The sequence below is a fragment of the Desulfovibrio sp. 7SRBS1 genome (assembly GCF_049723905.1).
In the GTDB taxonomy this organism is placed as follows: domain Bacteria; phylum Desulfobacterota; class Desulfovibrionia; order Desulfovibrionales; family Desulfovibrionaceae.
Window position 1 is genome coordinate 809,317 of sequence record NZ_JBJKFD010000001.1, and the last position, 24,096, is coordinate 833,412.

The window sequence follows — 24,096 nt, forward strand, 5'->3', positions numbered from 1 at the left end:
TGGCCTTGCTGAACCTGCCAATCAGAAACCACTAATACCTCAGAGCTACGACTGCTCGTAGAACGGACTCATTTCATCCCAGAAGCCGGGTTCACTGCAGCCGAGGCAGGGGTGACCGGCATCGACGGGCCAGTTGGTCTGGTTGAATTTCACCGTGGGGCAGTTATTGTAGGTATAGGGGCCTTTGCAGCCGAGTTCGTACAGGCAGTAGCCCTTGCGCGCTTCTTCGGAATCGAAGGAGGGAGCATACAGGTCCTGCTCAAAGTACTTCAGCCTGGGGCAATGATCGTGAACGGTTTCACCGTAGAAGGCCACTGGGCGGTTGTTTTCATCCAGTTCAATTTTTTTACCCTGAAGATACATAACCACAGCGCCAACAAAATTGAAGGGATTGGGCGGGCAACCGGCAATGTTGATTGTCTCGACACCCAAAGCGTCTTTCACGCCCTTTGCGCCAGTGGGATTAGGTTTGGCGGCCTGCACCCCACCAAAGCAAGCACAGTTGCCAATGCAAATAGTGGCTTTGGCCTTGGGAACCACTTCCTGACAGATGTCGAGCATGGTCCGCCCGGCGACTTTGCCGTAAACTCCGTCATCCTTGGTCGGGATGGCACCTTCAACCACACAGATGTAACCTTCAGGGCTGTTGACTGCGGCATGCAGCGCTTCTTCAGCAGCTTCACCGGCAGCGGCCATGATGGTTTCCTGGTAGTCGAGGGAAATCGTGTCCAGAATAAGGGGACCGATATACGGGTTGACAGTACGAAGCACAGATTCCGTGCAGCCGGTACATTCGGCGTTGTGGAGCCACACGACGGAAGGACGGCGCTTGGCGGTCAGCGCTTCGGCCACTTTAGGCGCGAAGGCTGGGCCCATGCCCAAGGCTGCGGAAACTGCTGCACAGAATTTCATGAAATCGCGGCGCGATACTCCACTCTGTTCCAGCCGTTCCTCAGCGCCCTCTTTACCGAGCCCTACGAAGAACTTCATTGAACACCTCCAAAGAGTCAAAGGATCTTCCATCACGTCAAACCGCAAAATATAGTCAGCAATAGAAAAGAACGGTTCAAATTTGACCGTTTTAGATCAAGAGAATCGTCCCATAAATCCCGACCACAAGGTACGACCGACGTCTTCCCCGATGCATTCGCTTCGATTGTGTACACGCTACGTCACAATCATCAATGCAAAAGCTAGAGTGTTCTTAGTTTCGTAAAGGGTTTCCATTGGACCGTCAACACAACTCCTCTTTTTCAAAGGCTTATCATAAGCATTCGCGCGTCTTTAATACATTGGTAGGGAATTGATGCCACATTTTTATTTTTTGTGTTATTGTCGATTACTCATTGCCCCATTGCATCACGTTTTGTGTCCGAGCCATACTTCGTCAAATGAATTTTAATACCTAGACCATAAACACTCTGTTTTCGTATATCCCCTGCTTCCGTATTCAAGCTCCACTTGCATGCTACTCATTCTGGGGGCTGACACCTCTTTTCCCTCGCGCCTGAAAATGCCCTTTCCCGAAACAATGACGAACAACGTTATCTGAGGTATGTACTCAACCCGTTACCTGTTCACACGCCAAACTGGCTTGAGAACAGGACGGTTAATTGGCTCTTCGGATGATTGTGTAAAAAAAAGGTCAGGTTATCAATATGGCACAAGGTTCTCATTCGGCACGAAAACTGTTTACAACTCTCCTCCTTCTGTTAATTCTCGGAGGGCTCGGTTACGGTTCCTTTCTATATTTCAGGGATACCACTCCCCCCACGCTGTCCCTAACCCCTCTTTCGGGGGCTGTTTCTGAAAATACAGTTTTCAAAATCACGGCAAGCGATCCTTCTGGCTTGCGTTCAGTGACACTTCAGGCACGGGACAATGCAACGACCATCCAACTCCTCGCAGTACAGCCGGGAGGGCAGACAAGCTACTCCGGCAATTTCACACTCCCTACAAAAAAACTTTATGATGGGGGACTTGTTCTTGCTCTAAATGCAGTTGATGCTTCCTACTACAACATTGGAAAGGGAAATTCCGCAACAGTTTCCCAGCAGTATATTCTCGATACTCGCAAGCCTCGTATCAATCTGCTGACCGTTACGCACAACATAAATAGAGGTGGGACAAATCTTGTCCTTTACTCTGTAGACGAACCTGCAGCAAAGTCCGGTGTCCAAGTTGGCGACAATTTCTTTCCCGGTTATAAAATGCCCAACGGAAAGTATGGTTGCTTCTTTGCATTTCCCTATTTTGTCGAACTCAAAGACTTCAATCCTCGGTTGATCGCTGAAGATGCGGCAGGTAATACGCGCGTCATGGGAATTCCACACCATGCGAATGACCGAAAGTATCGCCAGGACCAAATTCATCTGCCCGATTCTTTTCTTGACCGAAAAATGCCGCAGTTCGAGCAAGATTTTCCGGATGAAAAAAGCCCTCTGGGCATTTTCCTCAGAGTTAACAGGGAACTCCGGGTAAAAAATCGCGCCAGGCTGCACGATATTGGTCGAAAAACTGCCCACCAGCCGCTCTGGAAAGGGCGTTTTCTCCGCCTGACAAACGCCAAGACGATGGCCGGGTTTGGCGACCAACGCGATTACATCTACAAAGGCAAGAAAGTTGACCACCAGACACATCTGGGCATAGATCTCGCTTCTGTCCGCCACGCCAAAGTGGAAGCCGCGAACAAAGGAGAAGTCGTCTTTACCGGATTTTTCGGAATCTACGGCAACTGCATCATCATCGACCACGGCATGGGACTGCAGACTTTGTACTCGCACCTCAGCCAGATTGACGTGGAGCCAGGGCAACAAGTCCAGCGTGGCGAGGTTATTGCCCGCACCGGAGCTACAGGAATGGCTGGAGGAGACCATCTGCACTTTGGGGTCATCCTTTCGGGCATACCTGTAAATCCCAAGGAATGGTGGGATGAGACGTGGATAAATAATAATATTGCTGGCAAGCTGGAAGCTCTCGGCCAGTAGAACGACTCAAAAGATATTGTTACTCAGGGCGGTCTTCGGACCGCCCTTCTTTATTGTATTATGGATTCAAGCCATTGTGCCAAAATCTTGAGATGTTCCTGTTCCTGCCTGGCAAGTTCAGCACAAACCTGTCGTACAGTTTCAGTTTCCGTCCGAAATCGATATCGCATATACAAATCAAGGGCTTGTGCTTCCAAACTCATGGCTCCTTCCAAAACCTCTTGTGGCGACTGGAAATTATCCTGGAAAAGCTCTTCGACTTTCAGCCCCCCTTCCAGAATATCAGCGGCAATTTCTAAGGCTGCTTCTTCTCGCTTGCATTCCAAAGGAATTTTACCGATCAGTTTTTCCAAAACTCGAACATGCCCCTCCTCAAAGGCTGCCAACTGAAGAAAAATCTTGCGAATTGGTCCTGTCTCGGCATTAGCCAGTTCCTGATAAAACCGTTCGAGGTTGGTTTCGAAAATCACGGCAAGCTGCAGTGCTTGTTCCAGAGTCGCATTCTGAGGAAGAAGAGTCATTCCCTGCGTAACAGGGCCAATAGCAGGTTCGCCCTGATATGCTGCAATTCCCCCCTGTAAGCTGACGGCCTGCAAAAATCCTTGCCCTGCCATTATGGACGCAGCTGCACGACTTCGACCTCCGGTTCGACAATACACAATGACAGGTTTGGAACGATCCATATCATCCAAACTATCCGCTAAATCAGGAAGAGGAATAAGAAGGGCTCCTGGCAGGTGCAACTCCTCGTATTCTCCAGGCTGCCGTACATCCAGCAAAACAAAGTCATTGGGAGAATTCTGATCGATATACCTCAAGAATTGATCTTGAGTCATACTGCCATTTGGGGATGTGTTCATATGCACTCCACTGCCCTTCCCAATAGTTGCCGGGTACTGGGCGCTATGATATTCGATTTTTTTTGAGTGTACCTAAAGAATCAGAGGAGTACAAAGTCATCGTGATACGACGTATTCTCCGTGAATCGATCATATTGTGTGTGATAGGTTTGTTTTTGGCCGTTAGCGCGAACTGCCTGCGTTCTCAAGAGCTTCCCTGGCAGGAAGATTGGGATCAGAAACTCCGTGGTGGGGAGATGGTGGAAGAAAGCATTTCCCTTCCCGATGCCTATGACCTGTTCAATAAGCGCAGCGCTCTTTTTGTGGATGCCAGAGGCCCTGAAAGCTACAAGCGGATTCATATTCCTGGTGCCGTAAACCTTCCCTTTGATCCGTTTGTCGACGATATGCCGGAAAAGGCCGCCACCCTGCCCAAAGACAGGTTGCTGGTACTTTACTGCAGTACACAGAGTTGTCTCATCAGTCACGATTTGGCCAGCATGCTCAAAGATCTGGGCTACACCCAGGTCAGAGTCCTCGTTCCCGGATTGATGGGCTGGAAAACAGCTGGCTATCCTCTGGAGAAAAGTGACGGATGACGCAAGCTCAACATTTTTCAGGTCGATTTCATACGCTTGCGCGCATGCTATTCGGGGGCATATTTATTGCTGCTTGCATAAGCAAGATTATGCACCCGGATCTGTTTGCCCGAATCATCTATAACTACCAGATACTTCCCGACATATTGGTCAACATCACAGCGATAACCTTGCCGTGGCTTGAGTTGGTATGTGGACTGGCCCTGATATTGGGACGGATGCGTTTAGGCGCGGCACTGATACTGAATCTGCTCTTGGTTGTCTTCATTATCGTGTTGTCCTGGAACTTGGCCCGTGGCCTGAACGTAGCCTGCGGGTGCTTCACTACCACAGCTGCCGAAGGCAACATGACATGGGATTTGCTGCGTGACATCCCCATCTTAATCCTTGGCCTTATCGTACTCCGCAAAGAGTTAAAAAAAGCCTCCGCCTGAAGTCCCACGGCATCTCTCCCAGCTTCATTCCTTGCGAGAATGTTTGCCTGTACCTCAAGACATGGTATACGTGTCGCCCATAGACTGTATCCATGTACACAGGAGAAGACTCATGCGTAATCGATTTACACCGCTTTTATTTCTTTTTTTCATAGCACTTTCATTCACCTGCTTCCCGGCCTATGCGCAAACCAACCGCACACTCACAGAAGCAATCCTATATCCGGAAGCTGCTCAGTTGACCGAAGTAATTAACTCGTCGCATACGCAAAACCAATTTTCTTTCACTCTTCCCTTGCAGGCCGAGCCACAAAGTATCTTGCTCAAAATGCTTACTCCCGGCCTCGCAATCTCCGATATCAGCTCGAAACTAATTCCTGCCGAGCCGGGCCAGCAGGTCAAAGAATTACAGCACCAAATCCGCCTCAAGCAAATGGAGTTCAACAAGGCATCGGCAAAGCTCACGGCCCTCAATGCCCAGGTTGAATTTTGGAAAAGCCTGCGTATGAACCAACAGCCCACTGCCCAGACTGCAAAGCACCTGGCGTCCCAGATGGGTGCAGGCCTCAACGAAGTTGTGGAGCAGGCGCTTAGAGCAAAAGAAGAATTTGGTGACGTAGACACAGAGCTTAAAAACCTTAAAAAACAACTTGCCCAGATGACCGGCGATGCTGCCCAGATTTGGCGTATTGACGTTACAACGGAAGGATCAACGACAAAGCCTGTTCAGGTGCAGGCATCTTACAGGATGAACGGCTGTGGATGGGAGCCCATTTACAGAGTCTCCGCTACTCCTGACCAAAAGCAGGTAACGCTGACCTTCGACGCCATGGTATGGCAGAGTACAGGAAGAGTCTGGACAGCTCCCGTCTTCCTGGCCACACTCCCGCCTCGCCAGCAGCTGACACCGCCAACTCTGCGTCCTTGGGTTATTGCTCCGCTCCCACCTGTCAATACAACTCGAGATACGCCTGCCGTCATGCTGGAAGCAGCTTCCATACCTGCCACCAGGCAGCTCAAAGTACAAAATGCCCCTGTCAAACAACGTCAAACCACTTATGCAGCCTGGAGTTTAGGGAAACACACCATTACCCCAGGGGATAAACAACGTTTGCGCATATCAGACAGTGCAATGGAATCGACCTTCAGCTACCTGTTGCGCCCCTCATTAAGCGACAAATCTTTCCTGTCCGCCAAAGTGGAAACACCTGAACCTTTGGATATGCCGTGGGGAACAGCCCTTATTCTGCTCGATGGAGCGGTAGTGGCTAAAAAAACTTTCAGCTTTCAAGGAAACAAAAAAGACCTCTTTTTCGGCAATGATCCTCAAGTCACTGTAAAATCCAGAGTGATCGATCAAAAGTCTGGTACTTCAGGAGTGTTCTCTTCCAAACAAACGTATGCTTGGAAATGGGAGCTCACCATAACCAACGATAAGACCGTGCCAGTAAAGACCACCTTACAAGAGCCCATGCCCCGAGCTGGCGATGAAAAGATCATATTGAAAACCCAGTTCAGCGTTCCTCCGACGAGAGAGGAAGACAACAAGTATACCTGGGACTTGGAAATTCCTGCTGGCAGTAAGAAAGTGATAACCTGGGGAGTGACTTTGGAAGCCCCGGAAGACATGTCTCTTGATAAAGGCTGGAGATGAACGAACAGCATGCTCTGTGAAGCATATAAAAAAATCCGCCATTAAAGGTGGTTCAGCTCATTGACAAACCCCGCTTTTTGCAAAGTGGGGTTTGTTTTTCTGAACCGATTTCGCTTCAGACCGCAGCCAGCTGGGATGTTCGTTCGATCGGCCCCAATCGAACGAAACTGAGAGACCGAGGAAGAAAATACAGGCATTTGGGCTGCAAATATTTGTATGACCGCCCCAAAGAGGCCAGCAGCAAGGCCATTTTCTTCATGTTTTGGCAAGTGGCGGAAAGCAGGCTTTGGACCTGGACCTTAGCCAAGCCGCAGAACCGAGCATAGCGATGCCCGTGCAGTTGTTTGGCGTCAGCAAAGCTGCGCTCAACAGTCTCTTTCCGGCGAGCATAGATTCGTTTCCCGAATTCCGTGAGCCGGTGCGCATCCACCGCTTCCGCGTATTCCCGCCACACATGGCATGTCACTGTTTTCTTCCAATTCCGGCTTGTTGTGACTCTTTCAGTAACGGACAGCGACGGCAGACCTTCGGTACCGAGTCATAGAGACGATATATCCTTCACGGTTGGTGGTGGAGTAGCGAAGCTCCTGGCCTTCGGGACAAAGATAGTAGTCCTTGTCCGGCAGGTATCCAAAGGCGCGTTTGGGGAGCATCCCTTTGCGACGAGTGGGACGACGACAGCCAATGACACCATAAATATTCTTTTCTTCCAGCGTATTGCAAATGTGTGAGGTGAAATATCCCGCATCGAGGCCGACGTGCTTCACGGCAAAGCCGAAGCGTTTGGTTTGTCGGTCCAGCCGATCGAGATAGGGCATGCTGTCATGCACCGAGGCCGGAGTTACGTAACTGTCGGTGATGATGTTGTGTCGGCTATCCACAGTACGATGATCCAAATAAAAGAAGCCCTTGGGCTTGCCCTCGCGTACCATGTACCCGCTGTCCGGATCGGTTGTGCTTTGCTTGATCCGTTTGGCCCCCGCTTCGCGGTTGTCCTGCTTCAGCGGTTTCTTTCCATGCCTGCGCCTGTCTTCCTCCACGGTGTCTTCGAGTTCGTCAAGGTATGACTTTGTGCTTTGAGCAACGAGCTTTTCCGTAAATTTATGCTTGTTGGCGTTGGCTTTCAGGTGGGTGGAATCAGTGTAAAGCGTGTGTCCGCCGACAAGCCTCTTTTTCATAGCCTGGAACACGATACCGTCGAAAATGTCCTGAGCCACGCTGGTGTTGTTAAATCTGCGCCGCCGGTTTTGGCTGATGGTGCTGGCATCGGGCACCTTGTCCTGTAATCCCAGACCAAGGAACCAACGATAGGCCACATTAACCTGGATTTCCCTGACAAGCTGGCGCTCGCTACGGATGCCAAACAGATAGCCAATGAAGAGCATTTTGAAGAGCACCACCGGTTCAATCGCCGGACGGCCATTGCCCTCGCAGTACAAATCCTTGGTGCGCTCATGGATAAAGGAGAAATCAATAACCTTGGCAATCTTGTGAAGCAGATGATTCTTAGGGACAAGTTCGTTGATCGAAACAAACTCCATTTTCACCTGCTGGTTTTGGGGTGGCTTCAGCATGAAGATAGTATAAGAAAACCCTCGCCGATTGGCGAGGGTTTGTCAGCATTCTGAGGAGCCTATAAAGGCGGCTTTTTTATATGCTTAGAGAACTTCAGGATTAAGACAGGTGGGCGGTTTGCGCCCCTCAATCATGGCAATAACATTCTCAGCGGCCAGTACTGACATATCATTGCGGGCCTTGCTGGTTGCCGAACCGATATGGGTGGTGACCACGACGTTATCCAATTGAGCCAACCCTTTCGCCATGGCAGGTTCTCGTTCGAACACATCCAGCCCTGCCCCACGGATATCTCCGGCCTGTAGTGCCCTGACAAGAGCTTCCTCGTCTATCACGGGGCCCCGTCCGGTGTTCACGAGAATTGCGCTGGACTTCATGAGCTTGAATGCCTCTTCGTCAAAAAGATGCTTGGTAGCGTCATTGAGAGGAGCATGGATACTGATGAAGTCCGAGACTTCCAAAAGTTCAGCAAAGGAAACCTGTCTCGCGTCCAACTTTCGTTCCAGGCGTTCATTGGGACGCCCCGATCCTGTCGTATAAACAACCTTCATACCAAAGCCAGCAGACATACACGCCATGGCTTCACCTATGCGACCGGCACCGACAATGCCAAGCACTTTGCCGCTAACTTGCTCACCAAGATATTGCAGCGGTTGCCAGCCGGGCCACGTTCCGGACCGCATTTCCCGATCGGAGGGCACAACGTGCCTGGCTACTGCAAACAACAATGCCCAAGCAAGTTCTGCAGTCGCAATGGTCAAAACATCCGGCGTGTTAGACACTGGAATAGAACGACGCGTAGCTTCAACCACATCTATATTGTCAAATCCAACAGCATAGTTGGCATAACCACGAAGTTTAGGGGCACCAGCAAAAAACTCGCTATCAATCCGATCGCTTAACAGACCTATAACACCGTCTGCATCCGCAATTCCACCCAAAAGCTGTTCCCGAGCCAAAGGTCCACTCTGGTTGCCAACAACCACATCAAGCCCTCTGCTTCGCAACAGTTCCAGCCCCTTATCGGGGATACCACTTGTACAAAAAACTTTTCCATTCGGCATACAAACTCCAATGCTTTGGAGGGGAATCAAATCACATACAAACTACATCAGACTGAAGAGCATTCGCACAGAGACAATTGCTAAAAGAACTGCAAAAATACGCTTAAGTTTCGGAACGGGCAAGCTGTGCGCAAGCTTTGCTCCCAGCGGAGCAGTAAAAATGGTCATACAGGAAATACCAATCAAAGCAGGAAGATAGACAAACCCCCAAGAATGAAGCGGCAATCCTACTACTCCTTGTCCATTGATAATATACCCCAATGAACCAGCCAATGCGAGGGGCAATCCAATAGCCGCGGCAGTCCCGATGGCCGTATGCATGGCCACGTTGCACCAAACCAAAAAAGGAACAGACATTATACCACCACCGACGCCAACTAGGCTTGAAATAGCGCCAACGATGGTTCCTGCACCCAAAAGTCCTGCTCCCCCAGGCAACTGCCTCGTCGGTTTGGGCTTGCTGTTACGAAACATGGAATATGATACATAAAGTAAAAATAAGGCAAAAAACAACTTCAGCGCGTTACCGGGAATATACGAAGCAACGCACGAGCCCAAGAAGGTTCCGACCAACACTCCGGGGGCAATCCCCTTAAAAATCCTCCAATCCACGCCTCCTCTCTTATTGTGGGCTCGGGTGCTCGACAAAGAGGTGAAAACGATGGTCGATAATGATGTTCCCAGAGCCAAATGCATCACGACATCTGGAGAGACCCCTTGCCACTGCAAACTAAAAACAAGAATGGGGACAATAACGATTCCCCCACCTATGCCCAGGAGGCCAGCCAAAACTCCGGCGACGGCCCCCAAAGCCACGTAGGTTGCATAAATACCGATCATGAAATCCTCCACGGATAAAATTGTTTCCCAGTAATCGCTTGTCGGGGCGATGAACAAAAAGATTGGTAGTACCAATATAAACAAAAAAACGCCGGGGCAAGTTTTATATATATCTCTACTGCAACACATATAAAAAAAGGAAAATTCAGAATAAAACTGCGAACCGGTGAAGGGTAGCCATCCACTCAGCCCCAAAAATAAACAAGATTAACTAGATAAACACATTCTCTTCAACACTTTGAAGATGGTCTTCCATAGCCTTGAAAGCCGCTGACTCATCAGCCTTTTCCAGGGCCTCCAAAATACGTTGATGCCCAGCTACAGACTCACGGCTCCGCTTCAAAGAAAGCAATCCCTGCGAACGGACATCAGAAAACCGCTTGTTCAAAATATCGATCACCTCACGAAAAACCGTATTGCCGCTGGCCGATGCTATTGCCATATGAAACTCGGCATCATGCAGACCTTCAGCGTTTCCCTCTGCTATCTGGCTCTGCTGCTCTGTTATCAATATTTTGAGTTTAACCAGCTGGTCAGGAGTGATTCTCCGAGCAGCCAATGCTGCGACAGATGGCTCCACGACTTTTCGAAATTCAAAAATATCCTCCAACCGTTCACGCTGGTCATTCACGACGTTTGCCAAAGAAGCGACAAGGGAGTCGTACTCAATGGAACAAATAAATGTTCCAGCCCCTTGCCTGCTCGTCAGTACCCCATTCTCACTCAAAGCCCGGATGGCCTCTCGAACGGAGTTGCGTGAAACCTGAAGTTCTTCAGCAAGTCTTCTCTCTGGCGGGACCTTGTCCCCCGGCCCAAGACGACCGCTCGTGATCAAGGAATGAATATAATGAACAACATCTTCGTAGATGCGCCTTTTCTCAGCACCAGAGGCCATGAATGACTCCCTTCTCAGTTGACAAAATTCTCTTGCGAACGGCCGAAATTTTGTACGAATAGGAGGTTATATAATCGACACGACAAGCTTGGACAACAAAACTATTCGGATCTTGGTGCCACAAGTCCGACTTGGATCAGCAGGAAGAGGAGTTGAATTGAATAACTTTGATATGGCACAACTCACGGATACCTATATGGGCCATTTCACGTCCAAACCCTGACCTTTTGCACCCACCAAAAGGAAGCCGGGGGTCGGAATGTGTCCGACTGTTGATGCAGACAGTCCCTGCCCGAAGCTGCCCTGCCAACCGTTCCGCTCGTTTCGAATCACTCGTCCAAAGGCTGGCTCCAAGCCCGTATGGTGTGTCATTTGCCAGACGCACGGCTTCTTCCTCATTGTCAACGATGCAAACAACACCAACTGGCCCAAAAACTTCCTGGCTCATTACAGGCATGTCGCGAGTCACGTCGGTCAACAGGGTTGGGGCATAAAAATACCCGGGCATGCCGAGACGCTTACCGCCAGCCAAAAGCGTTGCCCCCATTGCCAAAGACGTGGACACCTGTCCGTCAACCCGCTCCAAAAGATCAAGTCGTGCAAGCGGAGCAAGAGTTGTTTCTGGTGAAAGAGGATCACCGGCCTTCAACTTGGCAATTCTGTCGAGAAGCCCTTCGGTAAACTCCTTAGCCACAGCCCGATGAATGATAAAGCGCTTGGCCGCGACACATGTCTGTCCTGCATTCTGATAGCGGGACTGCACCGCCTGACCAATACTTTTGGCAACATCGGCGTCATCCAAAACAATAAATGGATCAGAACCGCCCAATTCCATCACACACTTTTTAACGTGTGCCCCAGCCATAGCCGCAACCTTTGCCCCGGAAACATCACTGCCTGTAAAGGCAACAGCCTGAACCAAATCATGGGCAATAACCGGCTCAATATGTTCTTTAGGAAGAAGAAGCGACGTGAAGACACCGCGCGGAAGCCCGGCCCGTTCAAACACGGACGCGATAGCCTGAGAACATCCACAGACATTGGGAGCAAGTTTGAGCCAAACCGCATTTCCTGCCATCAGAGCCGGAACCGTCATCCGAAAGACCTGCCAAAAGGGAAAATTCCATGGCATAATGGATAGAACCGCTCCAAGCGGCTCAAAAACAGTGCGACACTGAATTCCGTCCAGTACACAGGACTGCGGCTTCAGCATTTCCGCTGCTTGTTTGGCGTAAAGCTCACATACCGAAGCACATCGCTCGATTTCTACGCGGGACTCACTCAAAAGCTTGCCCATTTCGCTGGTTACAAGCCTCGCCAAATGCTCGTTTTCATCACGCAAAATCTGTGCAGCACCAACGAGAAAAGCACCCCGCTCTTCCAGGGATGTGCTCCGCCACTTTTCCCACTCCTGGGTCGCTTTGCTCAATAACTTTTGACAAGCTTTCGGGTCAAGGGCGGGATAGGTTTTGATGTGTTCTTCAGTGGCCGGATTTATGCTGATCAACAGTTCAACGTTCATGCTTAAAAAAGATCCTGAAAAGACAGAGTTAGGTAGAGAACAATATAAAAGAGACAAGGACTTTGGGATTTCCACACAGGGAAACTTCCCTAGTCGAACATGAGGACACTACAAAAGGGAGAGTGACGAAGCGGACGTTCCTCCGGGAACAAAAAGCCTACTTCGTCCCGCATCCCAATAAGAAGGATACGGGACGACACAGTCTCTTAAGTCAGCTTACCTTCGAACCGTTTACGACAGGAGCGGTCGAAGTCAACAACTGCATGCCGCCCTCTGTCTTAACGGCCAAAATCATCCCTTGGGACATATGGCCCCTAAGCTTACGGGGCTTGAGGTTGGCAACCAGAACGACCTGTTTTCCCTTAAGGTCGTCCGGCGAAAAGAATTCAGCAAGTCCAGCCACCACTTGGCGAGTTTTTTCCTCACCAAGGTCGATCTGCACCAACAAAAGCCTGTCGGCATCGGGATGGGGATCGCAGGAAACAACTGTCCCTACGCGAAGATCCAGTTTCTGAAAATCCGTAAACTCAATGAGTCCGTCATCCTTGCTCGCAGCCTGCTTCTTCTTGATTGGCTGGGCAGCTTCCTCAGCCTGCTTTGCATCCTCTTCTTTGGGAAGATCAATACGTGGGAAAAGATTGGAAGCCTTCGCTAGCCCGGCTCCCGGCACCAAACGTCCCCAAGTCGAAGTTTCCTCGGCAATCGTGCCGATATCCTTCACCCCGAGTTGTTCGAGCATGGTGGAAGCTGCATCTGGCATAACCGGCTGCAGGCAAACAGCAACCTTATGCAGGCATTCCAGCAAGGAGTACATGACCTCGGCCAAGCGCTCCATGTCTTTTTCCTTGAACAAAACCCAAGGCGCACTGGAATCAATATACTTATTCAGTCCGCGAACGAGTTCCCATAGGGCTTCCAAAGCCTGAGCAAAGCAGACTCTGCCGAAAAGTTCAGTAAAGTTCGTAAAGGCATTCTCAGCCAAAGCCTTGAGCTCGGCATCTACCGTCAGCTTCTTTGGTGCTGGCACTACTCCGTCGAAATACTTATGAACCATGGACAGTGAACGGCTGAAAAGGTTGCCGAGATCATTTGCAAGGTCGGCGTTACGGCGTGCAACCAAGCCCTCTTCTGAAAAGCTTGCGTCATTGCCAAAACGCATTTCGCGAAGCAGAAAATAACGGAAAGTATCCAAACCGTATTTGTCCACCATGTCCAACGGCGCAACGACATTCCCCAGGCTTTTTGACATCTTCGTGTCCTTGATAAGCCAGTAACCGTGCACGTTCAAATGGTTGTACAACGGAATTTCCGCACTCATGAGCATTGTCGGCCAAAAAATAGCGTGCGGCTTGAGTATATCCTTGGCCACAAGATGTTGCGCGGCAGGCCAGTACTTTTTGTACTTTTTACCTTCCGGATACTCCAAGGCAGACACGTAATTAATCAGAGCGTCGAACCAGACGTAACAGACATAGTCCGAATCGAAGGGTAATTCGATGCCCCAGGTCAGACGTGATTTGGGCCGGGAAATACATAAATCTTCCAATTCACCGGATTCGAGCAGGCTGACCACTTCCTTCCGATACCTTTCGGGACGAATGAAGTCGGGGTTCTCCTCAATATGTTTAAGCAGCGCTTCGCGGTACTTGGACATACGGAAAAAGTAGTTTTTTTCTGCAATGTACGTGGGAGCAACCTTATGATCGGGACACAGTCCATCCACAAGGTCCTTTTCCGTCAAAAAACACTCGCACCCTTTGCAGTAATATCCGCCGTACTCACCAAAATAAATATCGCCTTTATCATAGACCTTCTGCAAAACCTCTTGGACAACTTTCTTATGGCGTTCCTGGGTCGTACGGATAAAATCATCGTTGGTTATCTGAAGACCGGGCCACATACCGCTAAAAAGCCCGCTGATGGTGTCTGCGTACTCCTGCGGTGACTGCCCAGCCTTTTCCGCTGCTTCGGCGATTTTATCCCCGTGCTCATCCGTCCCCGTAAGAAAGTATGTCTCCTGCCCCAGGGAACGATGAAAACGGGCCATACTGTCGGCCACGATGGTCGTGTAGGCATGTCCCAGATGAGGCTTGGCGTTTACGTAATAAATCGGTGTAGTAATATAGAAAGGTTGCACTCTTTTCTCCGTCAAATCATATACTGAAAGCGCGGCAATAGAATTATTCGCTTTGACCTGTTTTTCCCGAGGAGGAACCACCAGACTGAGTTTTCTTTCTGGCTTCAGAATTCCCCTGACCAGTTTTCCTCTGCCCAGCTCGCGGCTTCTGAACTTTGGACTGCCCGTCCTTTCCAGAATCAGATTTCCCCTTTTCAGAGTTCGAACGCCCTGCCTTTTCCGCTCCGGGCCTGCCCGATACAGCATTATCCGAGGATTTGGAACCCCGGCCCCTTCGACGGGAAGCCCCGCGGCGGGAACGCCCACCACGCGATTTACCACGTGATTTTTTTGGTTTGCGCTCTTCCGAAGAATTCTCAGACAATGCTGTACTTTTTGCTGGCGCTGCAGAAGTTTCGTTGGCGGAATCCGTGCAGGGGCTATTTTGTTCTCCACGGTTCTGCGTTAAATTATCAGCATCGGCACCTTGTCCCTTTCCCTTGTCGGTTCCTTTGGAAAGGCATTCGGATGCATCTCCTTTGCCGGAATTCTGAGGTGGAAGCGTTTTGCCGGCCTGGAGATCTTTCCAATCATCCACGCAGACCTCGCGTTCCTCATGGTTTTCCGTAATAAGAGTAAGGGAGTTGCGGAAAAAATTGGAACGAATGACTTTGACGACGCCCATGCTGGTGTTGTGACGCTTGCCTATTTTGGGACATTTACGTTGAAAATCTTCGTAATTTTTTTGCTCAAAGTTCAAACAACAAAGCAGGCGCCCACAAATTCCTGAAATCTTGGTGGGATTGAGAAATAAATTTTGCTCTTTGGCCATCTTGATGGTCACGGGATCAAAAGTTCTCATAAACCGCCGACAGCAGCATACCTGTCCACAGTTTCCCACGGCACCTATCATTTGCGTTTCATGGCGCACGCCTATCTGCCGCAGCTCAATACGGGTCCTGTACTCTCGCACAAGATCCTTGACCAACTCACGAAAATCCACTCGTCCCGGAGCTGTGAAGTAAAAAATCATCTTACTGCGGTCGTAGAATATCTCCACGTCCACAAGCTTCATCTCAAGCTTCCGGCTCTCTATGCACTTTCGGCAGAAGCCGTATGCCTGGCGGCTGAGATCGTTATTTTCTTGAATAATTTCAAAATCTTTGGAATTGGCCAAACGAAAAATTGTTTTCACGCTTTCTTCGCTGACATCTTCAGGAACATCCTTCCTGACAACAGCGACTTTAGCCAACCCCCGTCCCTGGTCGGTTTCCACGATAACATGGTCGCCTACCTCAACAACGTAGGGGCCGGAATCAAAATAGTATATTTGTCCGAAATCCCTGAATTTCGCTCCTAAGATACGACTCATTCACTATTCCCTATATCCTGTGCGTCCAAAGAGGACGATTCATGCGCTTTAAAATATGTAACTTTAAACAACTTCCTCTTGAACATCAATTGGGATTATCTCGGAAGCGGGTCCATATTGCTCCAGCTTATTAATTACCATAGTCGATAATTATACATATTTATCGTATACCTAGATAAAGAATACTTTCTCCTTTACCCGACACGCGTGAAAATGATACATTACTCGACAAAATACAGACGTTACGGGGTTACTTCATAATCCGAATTGTTTTTTAGGGGGGAGCGCAGATGGCGGGAAAAATTCTCATCGTCGACGATGAGATCCATATCAGAATGCTTCTAGAACAAACTCTTGAGGAACTGGAAGACGACTATGGAGTAGAATTGCTCACAGCCTCGGACGGCGAAGAAGGAATGGAAATTATCCAGGAAGAACAGCCCGAAGTCGTTTTTCTTGATATAATGATGCCCAAAATGAATGGCTACGAGGTCTGTCGGAGCATACAGGAATCTCCCGAGCCCAATGGCAGCAAAATAGTCCTTATCACAGCCAAAGGACAAGAAATAGACAAAAAACAGGGGCTGGAGCTGGGTGCGTGCATGTACCTGACCAAACCCTTCGATCCCGACAAGGTTCTCCTGGTAGCCAAAGAATTAATGAACCTGGAATGACCGACTGGTGAACATGGAGCCGCTACATAGACTGCTAAAACCCAAGCGCCTGAGATTATTGCTTTCCGAGGCGATTGAGTTGATGAAAGGCAAAGGAAGCCTTGCCGTATATACCGGCAGTGGTTTGCTTGCCAGCGCTGGTGAACCGGTCTCTCCCCCTACTCTGAAAGAATGTCCGAAAGACACTCTGTCCCGTCCTCTCATGCTTCAAAATACCCAGCTGGGTACACTTGTCCTTATTCCCCATATTTCAACGCCACCAGAAGAGCTTTCCCCAGTACTCTCTTTTTTGGAAAGGACCTTTCTGGAACTTCTGCAAAGCGAGTATGCCAGACGCTGCGTTGCTGCGGAAACATTGGACAAATATAGAGAACTTGAGCTCCTGTACAACGCAACCACAATGCTCAACAGCTCTCTCCGTTTGCGTGAAGTATGCACTTCTCTCCTCTCGGAAATTTCCCGTGCCATTCCTACTGCTGAAATGGGCATGGTATTCAGTCGGACCACGGAATTCAAGGACCACTACGAACTCCGTTCTTTCGGGCCAACAGACAGCTGCAGTTTCAGCAGGCTGCGTTCCAGCCGTTTGCTGAGCGATATTATCGAAAAAAATCGAGGAGAAATTCTCAACGATCTCAGCAGCGATCCCCGATGGGACAATGTCCTCCCGGAAATAAAATCTCTGCTCATAGTTCCACTTTCTGCCCCAAACCTACGGGTGGGCACACTCGCTCTTGGTTCAAGCCGAACGTCCGCATTCCAGGCCCCACATCTCAAGCGAGCCAACATACTTGCTTCCATTGCCGCAACAGCCATGGGAAACGCGCATCACTTTGAAGAAGTCCGTCGTCTCATGGACGCGTTGCTGCAGGCCTTGGCTGAAGCCATTGACACTCGCGACCCCATGACGGCAGGCCATTCGCAACGAGTTGCCTGTCTTTCCGTGGCTCTGGCAGGAAAAATAAACGATGATAAGGGGTTCTTTGCCGAAACAAACTTCAGCGAAAAGGAATTACACGAACTTTTCTATGCTGGCTTGTTGCATGACATAGGCAAAATAGGCGTGAGAGAACAGGTCCTGACAAAAGTTACCAGACTGCCGGAAAACCATCTTGATGTCATCGGTATGCGCCTTGCGGTAGTGGGAAAAGAACTCGGCCTTGACTGGAAAGAAGATCATAAACGTCTTGAGGCCATCAACAGATCTACCAAGCTTTCGGATCAGGACGTTGCTTTCTTGCACAAGCTTAATGACATCTACTATCCCATGAATGGTTCGGGAAGTACCCTGCTGACGACGCACGAAATGCATTGTCTGCTGATACAAGAAGGCAATCTCACCCCGGAAGAACGCAAAGAAATTGAGCGGCATCCTCACGAAAGCTACCGTATTCTCCAGCATATTCCGTTCACAGAAGATTTTTCCAACCTGCTGACCTACATCCATCAGCATCACGAACGCCTAGACGGCAGTGGATATCCGGCAGGGATCAAAGACGATCAAATCATGCTTCAATCACGTATTTTATCAATCACCGATGTTTTTGATGCTATTACGCAGGAACGCCACTACAAACCAGCTTTCTCACGTAAACGGGCTTTGGAAATTCTAAGTTGTGAAGCACGCCGCAATAAGCTCGACGGCAGGCTGGTAGACCTTTTCATAAAAAATATCGACGCTATTGAAGCTGAAGCCGCAGATATGAGCGGCCTCGAAGAAAAGCATTCGGACAAATCCCACAATGTGATGTTTGAAAGTATCCTGGACAATCTTTCCACTTCCCGCGGGGTTCAGTAATTCCGAGAATACCCACCCAGCCTACCAAACAAAAAATCGGAGTTTCCCGCCATGGCACTTACTGTGCATATTCTGGCCGACAACAATTCACTGCCCGGCTTTGTTTCTCAATGGGGATTTTCCTGTCTTCTTGAAACCGATGCTGAGACCTGGCTGCTGGATACCGGAAGAGATTCGCTTTTTTTAAAAAATGCTGAAAAAATGAAGTTGGTCCCACAGGATGCGAAAGGACTTTTCCTAAGTCATGCGCATTACGACCATACTGGCGGCCTGCAATCCCTCCTTGAGGCTGGATTTTCAGGAGAAATCATCGGGCACCCCAAAGTATTTCGCAGCACCACCACACCCAAAATGCCCCATGCGGGCCCAAGCCTTTCTTTAACTGATCTTCCTGATGGCAAGTTCCATCCTGTGGAATCGCATCAATCATTTCCGGGAGAAATCAGTTTTGTTACGAAAATCCCGCGAATTCCTGGCAACCACCAGTCCATCCAAGGATTCAGCCTGGATTTGGCAGGGGCAATTCCAGATACAATGCCGGACGACGCTTTCATTTTGTATGAATCAACAAACGGCCCGGTTTTGATCTTCGGTTGTTGTCACAGCGGAATTGCGAACAGTTTTGCCTGCCTGCGGCAGCGCTATGGAATAGACCACGTATATGGAGTTCTCGGCGGCATGCACCTGCATGATGCATCGCAAGAAGTTATTGAGCAATCAGCCAGGATTTTTGACAAATTCCATGTGCAGGAAATTCATGCTGGGCATTGTACCGGGGAAGAATCTAGGCGGCGGTTGGCCAACCTGTGCAGGGGGCGAGTCTCCCCCCTGGCAGCAGGTTTATCCATCGTATTTTGAGAGGCTTGGAACACACGCTAACTACTGAAATCATCTGAAAAAATTCAACCTTTCAGGGAATCCATGTCCTGGCTGCGCCCAATCAACACCAAAACATCTCCCGTTGCCAAAGGTGCCCGGGCATCGGGAATAAACAGATATTCACTTTCCCCTTTGCGCCGAATGGCAATAACCTGCACTTTTTGTGAATTGGTCAAATCCAACTCCACCAGATTCTTTCCAGCCCAGCCCTTCACCACGAACTCACGAACGGCAATATCCCGTCCTACGGGAAGATACGCTACAAGTCCTGGAACAGCCATTTTGTGTGCCAGCTGTCTGGCTGCAAAATCTTCAGGGAAAACGACTTCATCCGCCCCAACCTTAAGAAGAAGCTTTTCGTGATCGCGACTAATTGCTTTGACCCAAACACTTTGGGTCCCCAGCTCTTTAAGGTACATGACTATCATTGTGCTGGCTTCTATGGACCTTCCGACACTCACCACTACATGGCGCATGTCTCCGAACCCAAGCTGTTCCAGTACCTTACGATCCATGGCATCGCCCTGATAGACTTGGGCCAGAACGCCTTTGGCCCTGTCCACATTATCTGCTCCGCGATCCAACCCCATGACATCGGCATGAAACTCGGCCAGGGCTGCTCCAAATGCAAACCCGAATTTTCCCAGGCCGATAACTCCGATGCCGTACTTCTCCTGCCCCATGAATCCTCCACGCATTGTGACGATTTAAAACGTATTTATCAGCCGACAAGTATATTTTCCTCAGGCCAACGATATCTGGGTTTTTCATACATAGTCTGAAGAACCCCGAGAAAAAACACAGGGCCCAAGCGTCCTACGAACATAAGCGTGGATATGACTATTTTCCCTGCAGAACTCAATTGTGGCGTCAAACCGGTGGAAAGTCCTACCGTGCCGAAAGCCGAGACAGATTCGAACAAAATCTCCAAAAACTGTCCTCGGGCATACGGATGCGGAACATCACCGCCCTCCGTAAAAGTCAGTATCAAAGTGGCCAACGTCACAATAAAAAATGCAAACAAAGACAACGTAAAAGCCTTACGCAAAGAAACCTGGTCCAAAGCTCGCCCGTTGACCACACTCTGCTCCCGCCCCCGCACCTGCGCCATGGTAAAGGCCGTCAGAGCACGAAAAGTGGTTGTTTTCACGCCACCTGCACAACTTCCCGGCGAACCGCCAATAAGCATGAGGGCCATCATAGCCACCAACGAAAGATTCGTCATCCCGCCGATATCCAACGTGTTGAATCCGGCAGTACGACATGTAACGGACTGGAAAAAGGAACTCAATATAGCTGTATTCAACTTCATAGGCTGATGAAAACCTATAAACTCGGCAAAAAACAAAACAGCAGCTCCGCCAACAACCAGCCAGAAACTGGTAACCAGAACGACCCGCGAATACCAACTCAACCCTTTGCATCGTTTCGTTCTGTTTTTTCTGCCGAGCTTTTCAACAGCCACTTGCTCAAACTCCACAAGAACTGAAAACCCTATGCCACCGGCGGTGATAAGGAAAATGAACACAAGGTTGACCCATAGATTGTTACGCCAGGCACTCAAGCTATCGGAATAAAGAGAAAAACCGGCGTTACAAAAAGCGGAGACAGAATGAAACAGGGAACTGTACCATGAAAATCCCTTGGGGTCGGCCAAGTGCAAAAGCAACAGCCCTCCCCCTTCTATCGTAAGGGTCCATAAAATCAGCCGAAGCAGAAAACGTCCAAGCTTGAAGGAAGGATCATGTAATAGGCTCTGCCCTACGGCGATACGATCGGCAACGCTGACCCGTTTTCGCCAGAGATAAAAAACCAGACTGGCATAGGTCATTACCCCCAAACCACCCAACTGAATCAAGGCAAGAATGACACTCTGCCCAAAAAGAGTGAAGTGAGTGCCTGTATCCACCACGGCAAGACCTGTTACACATGTGGCAGATGTTGCCGTAAACAGGGCGTCCACCCAGGAGATACCGCCTTGTTCCAAACTAAGAGGCTGATGCAGAAGTACGGTTCCCACCAGAATGGTCAAAAGAAAATAATATAAAGGATAGGCGAGTGGTGTCCCCAGGCTCTGGGCAACCGCTTTTCCCGGATTGCTACGAAAGCGCATCGGTACTTCCCTTTGTCCCGGTGCTGACCGGAACCAGCCCGGCAATAAATTGCAGCACATAATGCTGAACAATATCCCGTGTTTCCTGATGCGTGGTCAACACATGACGGCTGGTCGTATTTTCCTTGATATGCAAAATGTGCAGCGTCTTATCCAAAGAAGAAACCTGTTGATGGATCTCCAGGGCATTGTCACGATGAACAGTACGATCCCTTGCATCCTGCAAAACGAGTATGGGACAGGAAATTTTAGCCAACCTTGCCCGAATTTTCGGCAAAGATGCCATAAAATCCCCAAGAGCATTCAAAGGCATTGCCGTATCGTATCCCTTCCAAGGCTGAATTTCCCGAGACCTTCCCCCTGACGCCTTGACGGGCCAGATAGGACGGAAAAGACGCAACAGAGGCACGAACGGAAGGCGCCAATCCGCCATGGCCGGAGGGAAAAGGCGATAAAGAAAAACAGGGGCTGCCAATAGAGCTATTCCGTCGGGATCATACTCTTCAGCCAAGCGAAGTGTCAGGCTCCCCCCCATGGACAGTCCACAGATAAACACCTTGTCAGCAGAGTTTCGCAGTCCCAGATAGGCATTACGAACAGCGGTATACCAGTCTTCAAAACGTGTGGAGTCCATTTTCTCAATAGTTGTTCCGTGTCCGGGCAGCACTGGGATATGGACATTAATCCCTACGTTTTCAAGCGCTTGGCCTAACGGTTCCATTTCAAATGGAGTTCCGGTAAAGCCATGCAGCAGCAAGCAGGCAATATTCATGCGGTTGCTTTTACTCCCTTGCCGCTTCACAGGCAAATTACTATTTTTTGCCCCGCTCCTTTCCATTCTCCCTCGCATACTTTACTAACTGAGAAATCAGACCATTCAACCTTATCCGACAGATTACGAGGTACATGTTCATGCTCCATTGCGATCGGATCTTCCGAGCAGGATATTGCGTAACCCAGAACAAAGACAGAGAGATCATCGAAGATGCCGGTATCGCCCTCTCCGGACATGATATTATGGATGTCGGCCCATGGAAAATCATCTCTGCCAAATGGACAGGCAAAGAGTTCAGGGATTTCAGCCACTGCATCGTGATGCCCGGGCTGGTCAACGCACATTGCCATGCAGCCATGAGCGTTTTCCGGGGACTGGCAGACGATTTGGAACTCATGGACTGGCTGGCAAACCACATCTGGCCCGTAGAAAAAAAACTATCGCCCCATGTTGTTTACACCGGCTCCAAGCTCTCCTGTGCTGAAATGGCCCGATCCGGCACCACTACATTCAGCGATATGTACCTTTATCAACGTCAGGTCTGCGAAGCTGTCGATGAGGTCGGTCTGCGGGGGCTACTCTCGGAAGGAGTCATTCAATCGCCGACCTTGACATACGACTCAATGGATGAAGGTTGGACTCTTATCCGCAAGCTCCACCAGGACTACGTCGCGCACCCGCGTATCCAGACCCCAATCATGGCGCACGCGGTATATACGACAACACCCGAGGTATTGCAGGAAAGCTACCGGCTGGCCATGGAATTTGGCAGCAAGTGGATGATCCATGCTGCCGAGTCGGAAAGCGAAACAGCTCTGTGTCTCGATAAATACGGCAAGCGTCCCATTGAGCATCTGGACTCCCTTGGACTGCTTGGTCCCCAAACCGTTCTTTTCCACTGTGTAACTGTTTCAGATCGGGAGATTGAACGAATTGCCGAATCCGGCACCAGCGTCGTGCATTGTCCTGAAAGCAATATGAAACTCGGAAACGGATGTGCCCCGGTTCAAAAACTTCTCAATGCCGGAGTCTGCGTGGCCCTAGGAACAGATGGTCCAGCCAGCAATAACGATCTGAATATGTTCCGAGAGATGGCCAGCGCCGCCCTGATGCAAAAAGGCTTTACCGGCGACCCAAAGGCTCTGCCAGCCCAAGACGTTTTGGATATGGCCACCCTGAACGGTGCAAAAGCAATGGGACTGGAAAAGGTTGGACGCCTCGAGCCAGGATTCAAAGCCGATATCATAGCCCTTGATGTAGAGGCACCGCACTTGATGCCGATGTATTCCCCCGTTTCTCACATCGTCTATGCTGCAAACGGAATGGAAGTTTGTCTGTGCATGGTGGATGGAAATATTGTTTATGACCACGGAGCCTATCCGGCTTTTGACAAACATGAATTGTACGCGGAAATTTGCCGAGTCCGCCAATGGATACTCAGTAATTTAAAGAAATCGATGAAGAACTGAAACAGTATGATTCCCGAAAGAAGGACAGGACCGAAAAATTATCCCTCTATCGGGCTTGACAGGACCGCTTTATTCAATAATAAGACCTCGTTTTCACCTACCGATTGTCATTGAAGCTGCGCACGGCGCGGCAGGGAGGAATTCAAATATGGCCAAAAAGAAAGTTGCCGCCCTTGAAGGCGCCAAGATGACGGAACAAGGTCTGCTGTACAACGGTTTCATTATCGAGCCCGTTGTTGAAAAGTGTGACGGCTGTGAACGTGCAGTAGCATTTGAAGATGCTAAGTACTGCCCCAGCTACGCACAGCCTGACCGCAAATGGAAGAACGGTGTTTGCAACTTTGCTACGCACGTCCGCGCGGAAGTATCCAAAGACGGCGAAGTCAAGATCAACCCCCTCAAAGCTTCCAAGCGCGCCGCCCGCGGCCGGTAGGCCTTTCAGCAGCACGGATTTCCGTGTTGGGGGATCCTCTGCACGAGAGTATCCTACC

20 protein-coding genes and 1 pseudogene are annotated in these 24,096 nt (G+C 49.7%); 9 read left to right on the forward strand and 12 right to left on the reverse strand.

The features are described from left to right. Positions 1-45 precede the first annotated feature (45 nt). Positions 46-990 (reverse strand): hydrogenase small subunit, encoded by a 945-nt coding sequence (locus ACI0FJ_RS04015; protein WP_424299316.1) that lies wholly within the window; start codon positions 988-990, stop codon positions 46-48. A gap of 668 nt (positions 991-1,658) precedes the next feature. On the opposite strand from ACI0FJ_RS04015, the gene ACI0FJ_RS04020 reads away from it, so the two are divergent. After that, the gene (locus ACI0FJ_RS04020; protein ID WP_424299319.1) at positions 1,659-2,987 is read left to right on the forward strand and encodes a M23 family metallopeptidase; all 1,329 of its coding nucleotides are present in this window, start codon (positions 1,659-1,661) and stop codon (positions 2,985-2,987) included. A 50-nt stretch (positions 2,988-3,037) separates the two neighbouring features. Here ACI0FJ_RS04020 and ACI0FJ_RS04025 read toward each other — a convergent pair whose 3' ends face one another. Beyond that, positions 3,038-3,847, reverse strand: a complete 810-nt coding sequence (locus ACI0FJ_RS04025) for a rhodanese-like domain-containing protein (RefSeq protein WP_424299322.1) — start codon at positions 3,845-3,847, stop codon at positions 3,038-3,040. Between the two features lie 101 nt (positions 3,848-3,948). Here ACI0FJ_RS04025 and ACI0FJ_RS04030 point away from each other — a divergent pair, with 101 nt between their 5' ends. The 3 genes from ACI0FJ_RS04030 (at position 3,949) to ACI0FJ_RS04040 (ending at position 6,513) form a co-directional block, all read left to right on the forward strand. Next, positions 3,949-4,425 (forward strand): rhodanese-like domain-containing protein, encoded by a 477-nt coding sequence (locus ACI0FJ_RS04030; RefSeq protein ID WP_424299325.1) that lies wholly within the window; start codon positions 3,949-3,951, stop codon positions 4,423-4,425. Continuing rightward, positions 4,422-4,859: a MauE/DoxX family redox-associated membrane protein gene (locus ACI0FJ_RS04035; protein ID WP_424299328.1), complete on the forward strand. Its 438-nt coding sequence runs from the start codon at positions 4,422-4,424 to the stop codon at positions 4,857-4,859. The genes ACI0FJ_RS04030 and ACI0FJ_RS04035 overlap by 4 nt, the downstream gene beginning before the upstream one ends. Positions 4,860-4,971: 112 nt before the next feature. Then, on the forward strand, positions 4,972-6,513 hold the full coding sequence (locus ACI0FJ_RS04040; RefSeq protein ID WP_424299331.1) for a DUF4139 domain-containing protein: 1,542 nt from the start codon (positions 4,972-4,974) through the stop codon (positions 6,511-6,513). Between the two features lie 115 nt (positions 6,514-6,628). Here ACI0FJ_RS04040 and ACI0FJ_RS04045 read toward each other — a convergent pair. From ACI0FJ_RS04045 to ACI0FJ_RS04075, 7 genes and pseudogenes are all read right to left on the reverse strand, one after another. Then, positions 6,629-8,087, reverse strand: a pseudogene (locus ACI0FJ_RS04045) (IS1182 family transposase). 84 nt (positions 8,088-8,171) lie between these two features. Continuing rightward, positions 8,172-9,152, reverse strand: coding sequence for a 2-hydroxyacid dehydrogenase (locus ACI0FJ_RS04050; RefSeq protein WP_424299334.1), 981 nt, complete (start codon positions 9,150-9,152; stop codon positions 8,172-8,174). 42 nt (positions 9,153-9,194) lie between these two features. Further along, entirely contained in the window at positions 9,195-9,992 is a 798-nt protein-coding gene (locus ACI0FJ_RS04055) for a sulfite exporter TauE/SafE family protein (RefSeq protein WP_424299337.1), read from the reverse strand. Between the two features lie 211 nt (positions 9,993-10,203). Further along, positions 10,204-10,887, reverse strand: a complete 684-nt coding sequence (locus tag ACI0FJ_RS04060; protein ID WP_424299340.1) for a FadR/GntR family transcriptional regulator — start codon at positions 10,885-10,887, stop codon at positions 10,204-10,206. A 136-nt stretch (positions 10,888-11,023) separates the two neighbouring features. Next, positions 11,024-12,409 carry an NAD-dependent succinate-semialdehyde dehydrogenase gene (locus ACI0FJ_RS04065; protein ID WP_424299343.1) on the reverse strand — a complete coding sequence of 462 codons (1,386 nt, stop codon included), beginning with the start codon at positions 12,407-12,409 and terminating at the stop codon, positions 11,024-11,026. Positions 12,410-12,620: 211 nt separating this feature from the next. Then, positions 12,621-14,546, reverse strand: coding sequence for a methionine--tRNA ligase (gene metG / locus ACI0FJ_RS04070; protein WP_424299346.1), 1,926 nt, complete (start codon positions 14,544-14,546; stop codon positions 12,621-12,623). A 43-nt stretch (positions 14,547-14,589) separates the two neighbouring features. Then, complete coding sequence (locus ACI0FJ_RS04075; protein WP_424299349.1) at positions 14,590-15,897, reverse strand: PSP1 domain-containing protein; 1,308 nt, start codon at positions 15,895-15,897, stop codon at positions 14,590-14,592. Positions 15,898-16,187: 290 nt separating this feature from the next. Here ACI0FJ_RS04075 and ACI0FJ_RS04080 point away from each other — a divergent pair, with 290 nt between their 5' ends. The 3 genes from ACI0FJ_RS04080 to ACI0FJ_RS04090 all read left to right on the forward strand — a co-directional run bounded on the left by ACI0FJ_RS04080 (position 16,188) and on the right by ACI0FJ_RS04090 (position 19,227). Beyond that, on the forward strand, positions 16,188-16,571 hold the full coding sequence (locus ACI0FJ_RS04080) for a response regulator transcription factor (RefSeq protein ID WP_424299352.1): 384 nt from the start codon (positions 16,188-16,190) through the stop codon (positions 16,569-16,571). Positions 16,572-16,971: 400 nt separating this feature from the next. Further along, positions 16,972-18,369 carry an HD-GYP domain-containing protein gene (locus ACI0FJ_RS04085; RefSeq protein WP_424306480.1) on the forward strand — a complete coding sequence of 466 codons (1,398 nt, stop codon included), beginning with the start codon at positions 16,972-16,974 and terminating at the stop codon, positions 18,367-18,369. Between the two features lie 51 nt (positions 18,370-18,420). Beyond that, complete coding sequence (locus ACI0FJ_RS04090; protein ID WP_424299355.1) at positions 18,421-19,227, forward strand: MBL fold metallo-hydrolase; 807 nt, start codon at positions 18,421-18,423, stop codon at positions 19,225-19,227. A 44-nt stretch (positions 19,228-19,271) separates the two neighbouring features. Here ACI0FJ_RS04090 and ACI0FJ_RS04095 read toward each other — a convergent pair whose 3' ends face one another. Genes ACI0FJ_RS04095 through ACI0FJ_RS04105 form a run of 3 tightly spaced genes read right to left on the reverse strand, consistent with a single transcriptional unit; the run spans position 19,272 to position 22,133 of the window. Then, a complete protein-coding gene (locus ACI0FJ_RS04095; RefSeq protein WP_424299358.1) occupies positions 19,272-19,931 on the reverse strand; it encodes a potassium channel family protein in 660 nt (219 codons plus the stop codon). Between the two features lie 38 nt (positions 19,932-19,969). Further along, positions 19,970-21,361: a TrkH family potassium uptake protein gene (locus ACI0FJ_RS04100; protein ID WP_424299361.1), complete on the reverse strand. Its 1,392-nt coding sequence runs from the start codon at positions 21,359-21,361 to the stop codon at positions 19,970-19,972. Further along, positions 21,348-22,133, reverse strand: coding sequence for an alpha/beta hydrolase (locus ACI0FJ_RS04105; RefSeq protein ID WP_424299364.1), 786 nt, complete (start codon positions 22,131-22,133; stop codon positions 21,348-21,350). Before ACI0FJ_RS04105 ends, ACI0FJ_RS04100 begins: the two co-directional genes overlap by 14 nt. A 140-nt stretch (positions 22,134-22,273) precedes the next feature. Here ACI0FJ_RS04105 and ACI0FJ_RS04110 point away from each other — a divergent pair, with 140 nt between their 5' ends. Beyond that, entirely contained in the window at positions 22,274-23,605 is a 1,332-nt protein-coding gene (locus ACI0FJ_RS04110; RefSeq protein ID WP_424299367.1) for an amidohydrolase family protein, read from the forward strand. Between the two features lie 148 nt (positions 23,606-23,753). After that, entirely contained in the window at positions 23,754-24,038 is a 285-nt protein-coding gene (locus ACI0FJ_RS04115; protein WP_424299370.1) for a PxxKW family cysteine-rich protein, read from the forward strand. Positions 24,039-24,096: the final 58 nt, after the last annotated feature.

What these genes read in the sequence shown, in the direction of transcription:
- ACI0FJ_RS04015 (WP_424299316.1), bottom strand. Translation starts at nt 990, where the DNA reads ATGAAGTTCTTCGTAGGGCTCGGTAAAGAGGGCGCTGAGGAACGGCTG.
- ACI0FJ_RS04020 (WP_424299319.1), top strand. Translation starts at nt 1,659, where the DNA reads ATGGCACAAGGTTCTCATTCGGCACGAAAACTGTTTACAACTCTCCTC.
- ACI0FJ_RS04025 (WP_424299322.1), bottom strand. Translation starts at nt 3,847, where the DNA reads ATGAACACATCCCCAAATGGCAGTATGACTCAAGATCAATTCTTGAGG.
- ACI0FJ_RS04035 (WP_424299328.1), top strand. Translation starts at nt 4,422, where the DNA reads ATGACGCAAGCTCAACATTTTTCAGGTCGATTTCATACGCTTGCGCGC.
- ACI0FJ_RS04040 (WP_424299331.1), top strand. Translation starts at nt 4,972, where the DNA reads ATGCGTAATCGATTTACACCGCTTTTATTTCTTTTTTTCATAGCACTT.
- ACI0FJ_RS04050 (WP_424299334.1), bottom strand. Translation starts at nt 9,152, where the DNA reads ATGCCGAATGGAAAAGTTTTTTGTACAAGTGGTATCCCCGATAAGGGG.
- ACI0FJ_RS04055 (WP_424299337.1), bottom strand. Translation starts at nt 9,992, where the DNA reads ATGATCGGTATTTATGCAACCTACGTGGCTTTGGGGGCCGTCGCCGGA.
- ACI0FJ_RS04060 (WP_424299340.1), bottom strand. Translation starts at nt 10,887, where the DNA reads ATGGCCTCTGGTGCTGAGAAAAGGCGCATCTACGAAGATGTTGTTCAT.
- ACI0FJ_RS04065 (WP_424299343.1), bottom strand. Translation starts at nt 12,409, where the DNA reads ATGAACGTTGAACTGTTGATCAGCATAAATCCGGCCACTGAAGAACAC.
- ACI0FJ_RS04075 (WP_424299349.1), bottom strand. Translation starts at nt 15,897, where the DNA reads ATGAGTCGTATCTTAGGAGCGAAATTCAGGGATTTCGGACAAATATAC.
- ACI0FJ_RS04080 (WP_424299352.1), top strand. Translation starts at nt 16,188, where the DNA reads ATGGCGGGAAAAATTCTCATCGTCGACGATGAGATCCATATCAGAATG.
- ACI0FJ_RS04085 (WP_424306480.1), top strand. Translation starts at nt 16,972, where the DNA reads ATGCTCAACAGCTCTCTCCGTTTGCGTGAAGTATGCACTTCTCTCCTC.
- ACI0FJ_RS04090 (WP_424299355.1), top strand. Translation starts at nt 18,421, where the DNA reads ATGGCACTTACTGTGCATATTCTGGCCGACAACAATTCACTGCCCGGC.
- ACI0FJ_RS04095 (WP_424299358.1), bottom strand. Translation starts at nt 19,931, where the DNA reads ATGGGGCAGGAGAAGTACGGCATCGGAGTTATCGGCCTGGGAAAATTC.
- ACI0FJ_RS04100 (WP_424299361.1), bottom strand. Translation starts at nt 21,361, where the DNA reads ATGCGCTTTCGTAGCAATCCGGGAAAAGCGGTTGCCCAGAGCCTGGGG.
- ACI0FJ_RS04105 (WP_424299364.1), bottom strand. Translation starts at nt 22,133, where the DNA reads ATGAATATTGCCTGCTTGCTGCTGCATGGCTTTACCGGAACTCCATTT.
- ACI0FJ_RS04110 (WP_424299367.1), top strand. Translation starts at nt 22,274, where the DNA reads ATGCTCCATTGCGATCGGATCTTCCGAGCAGGATATTGCGTAACCCAG.
- ACI0FJ_RS04115 (WP_424299370.1), top strand. Translation starts at nt 23,754, where the DNA reads ATGGCCAAAAAGAAAGTTGCCGCCCTTGAAGGCGCCAAGATGACGGAA.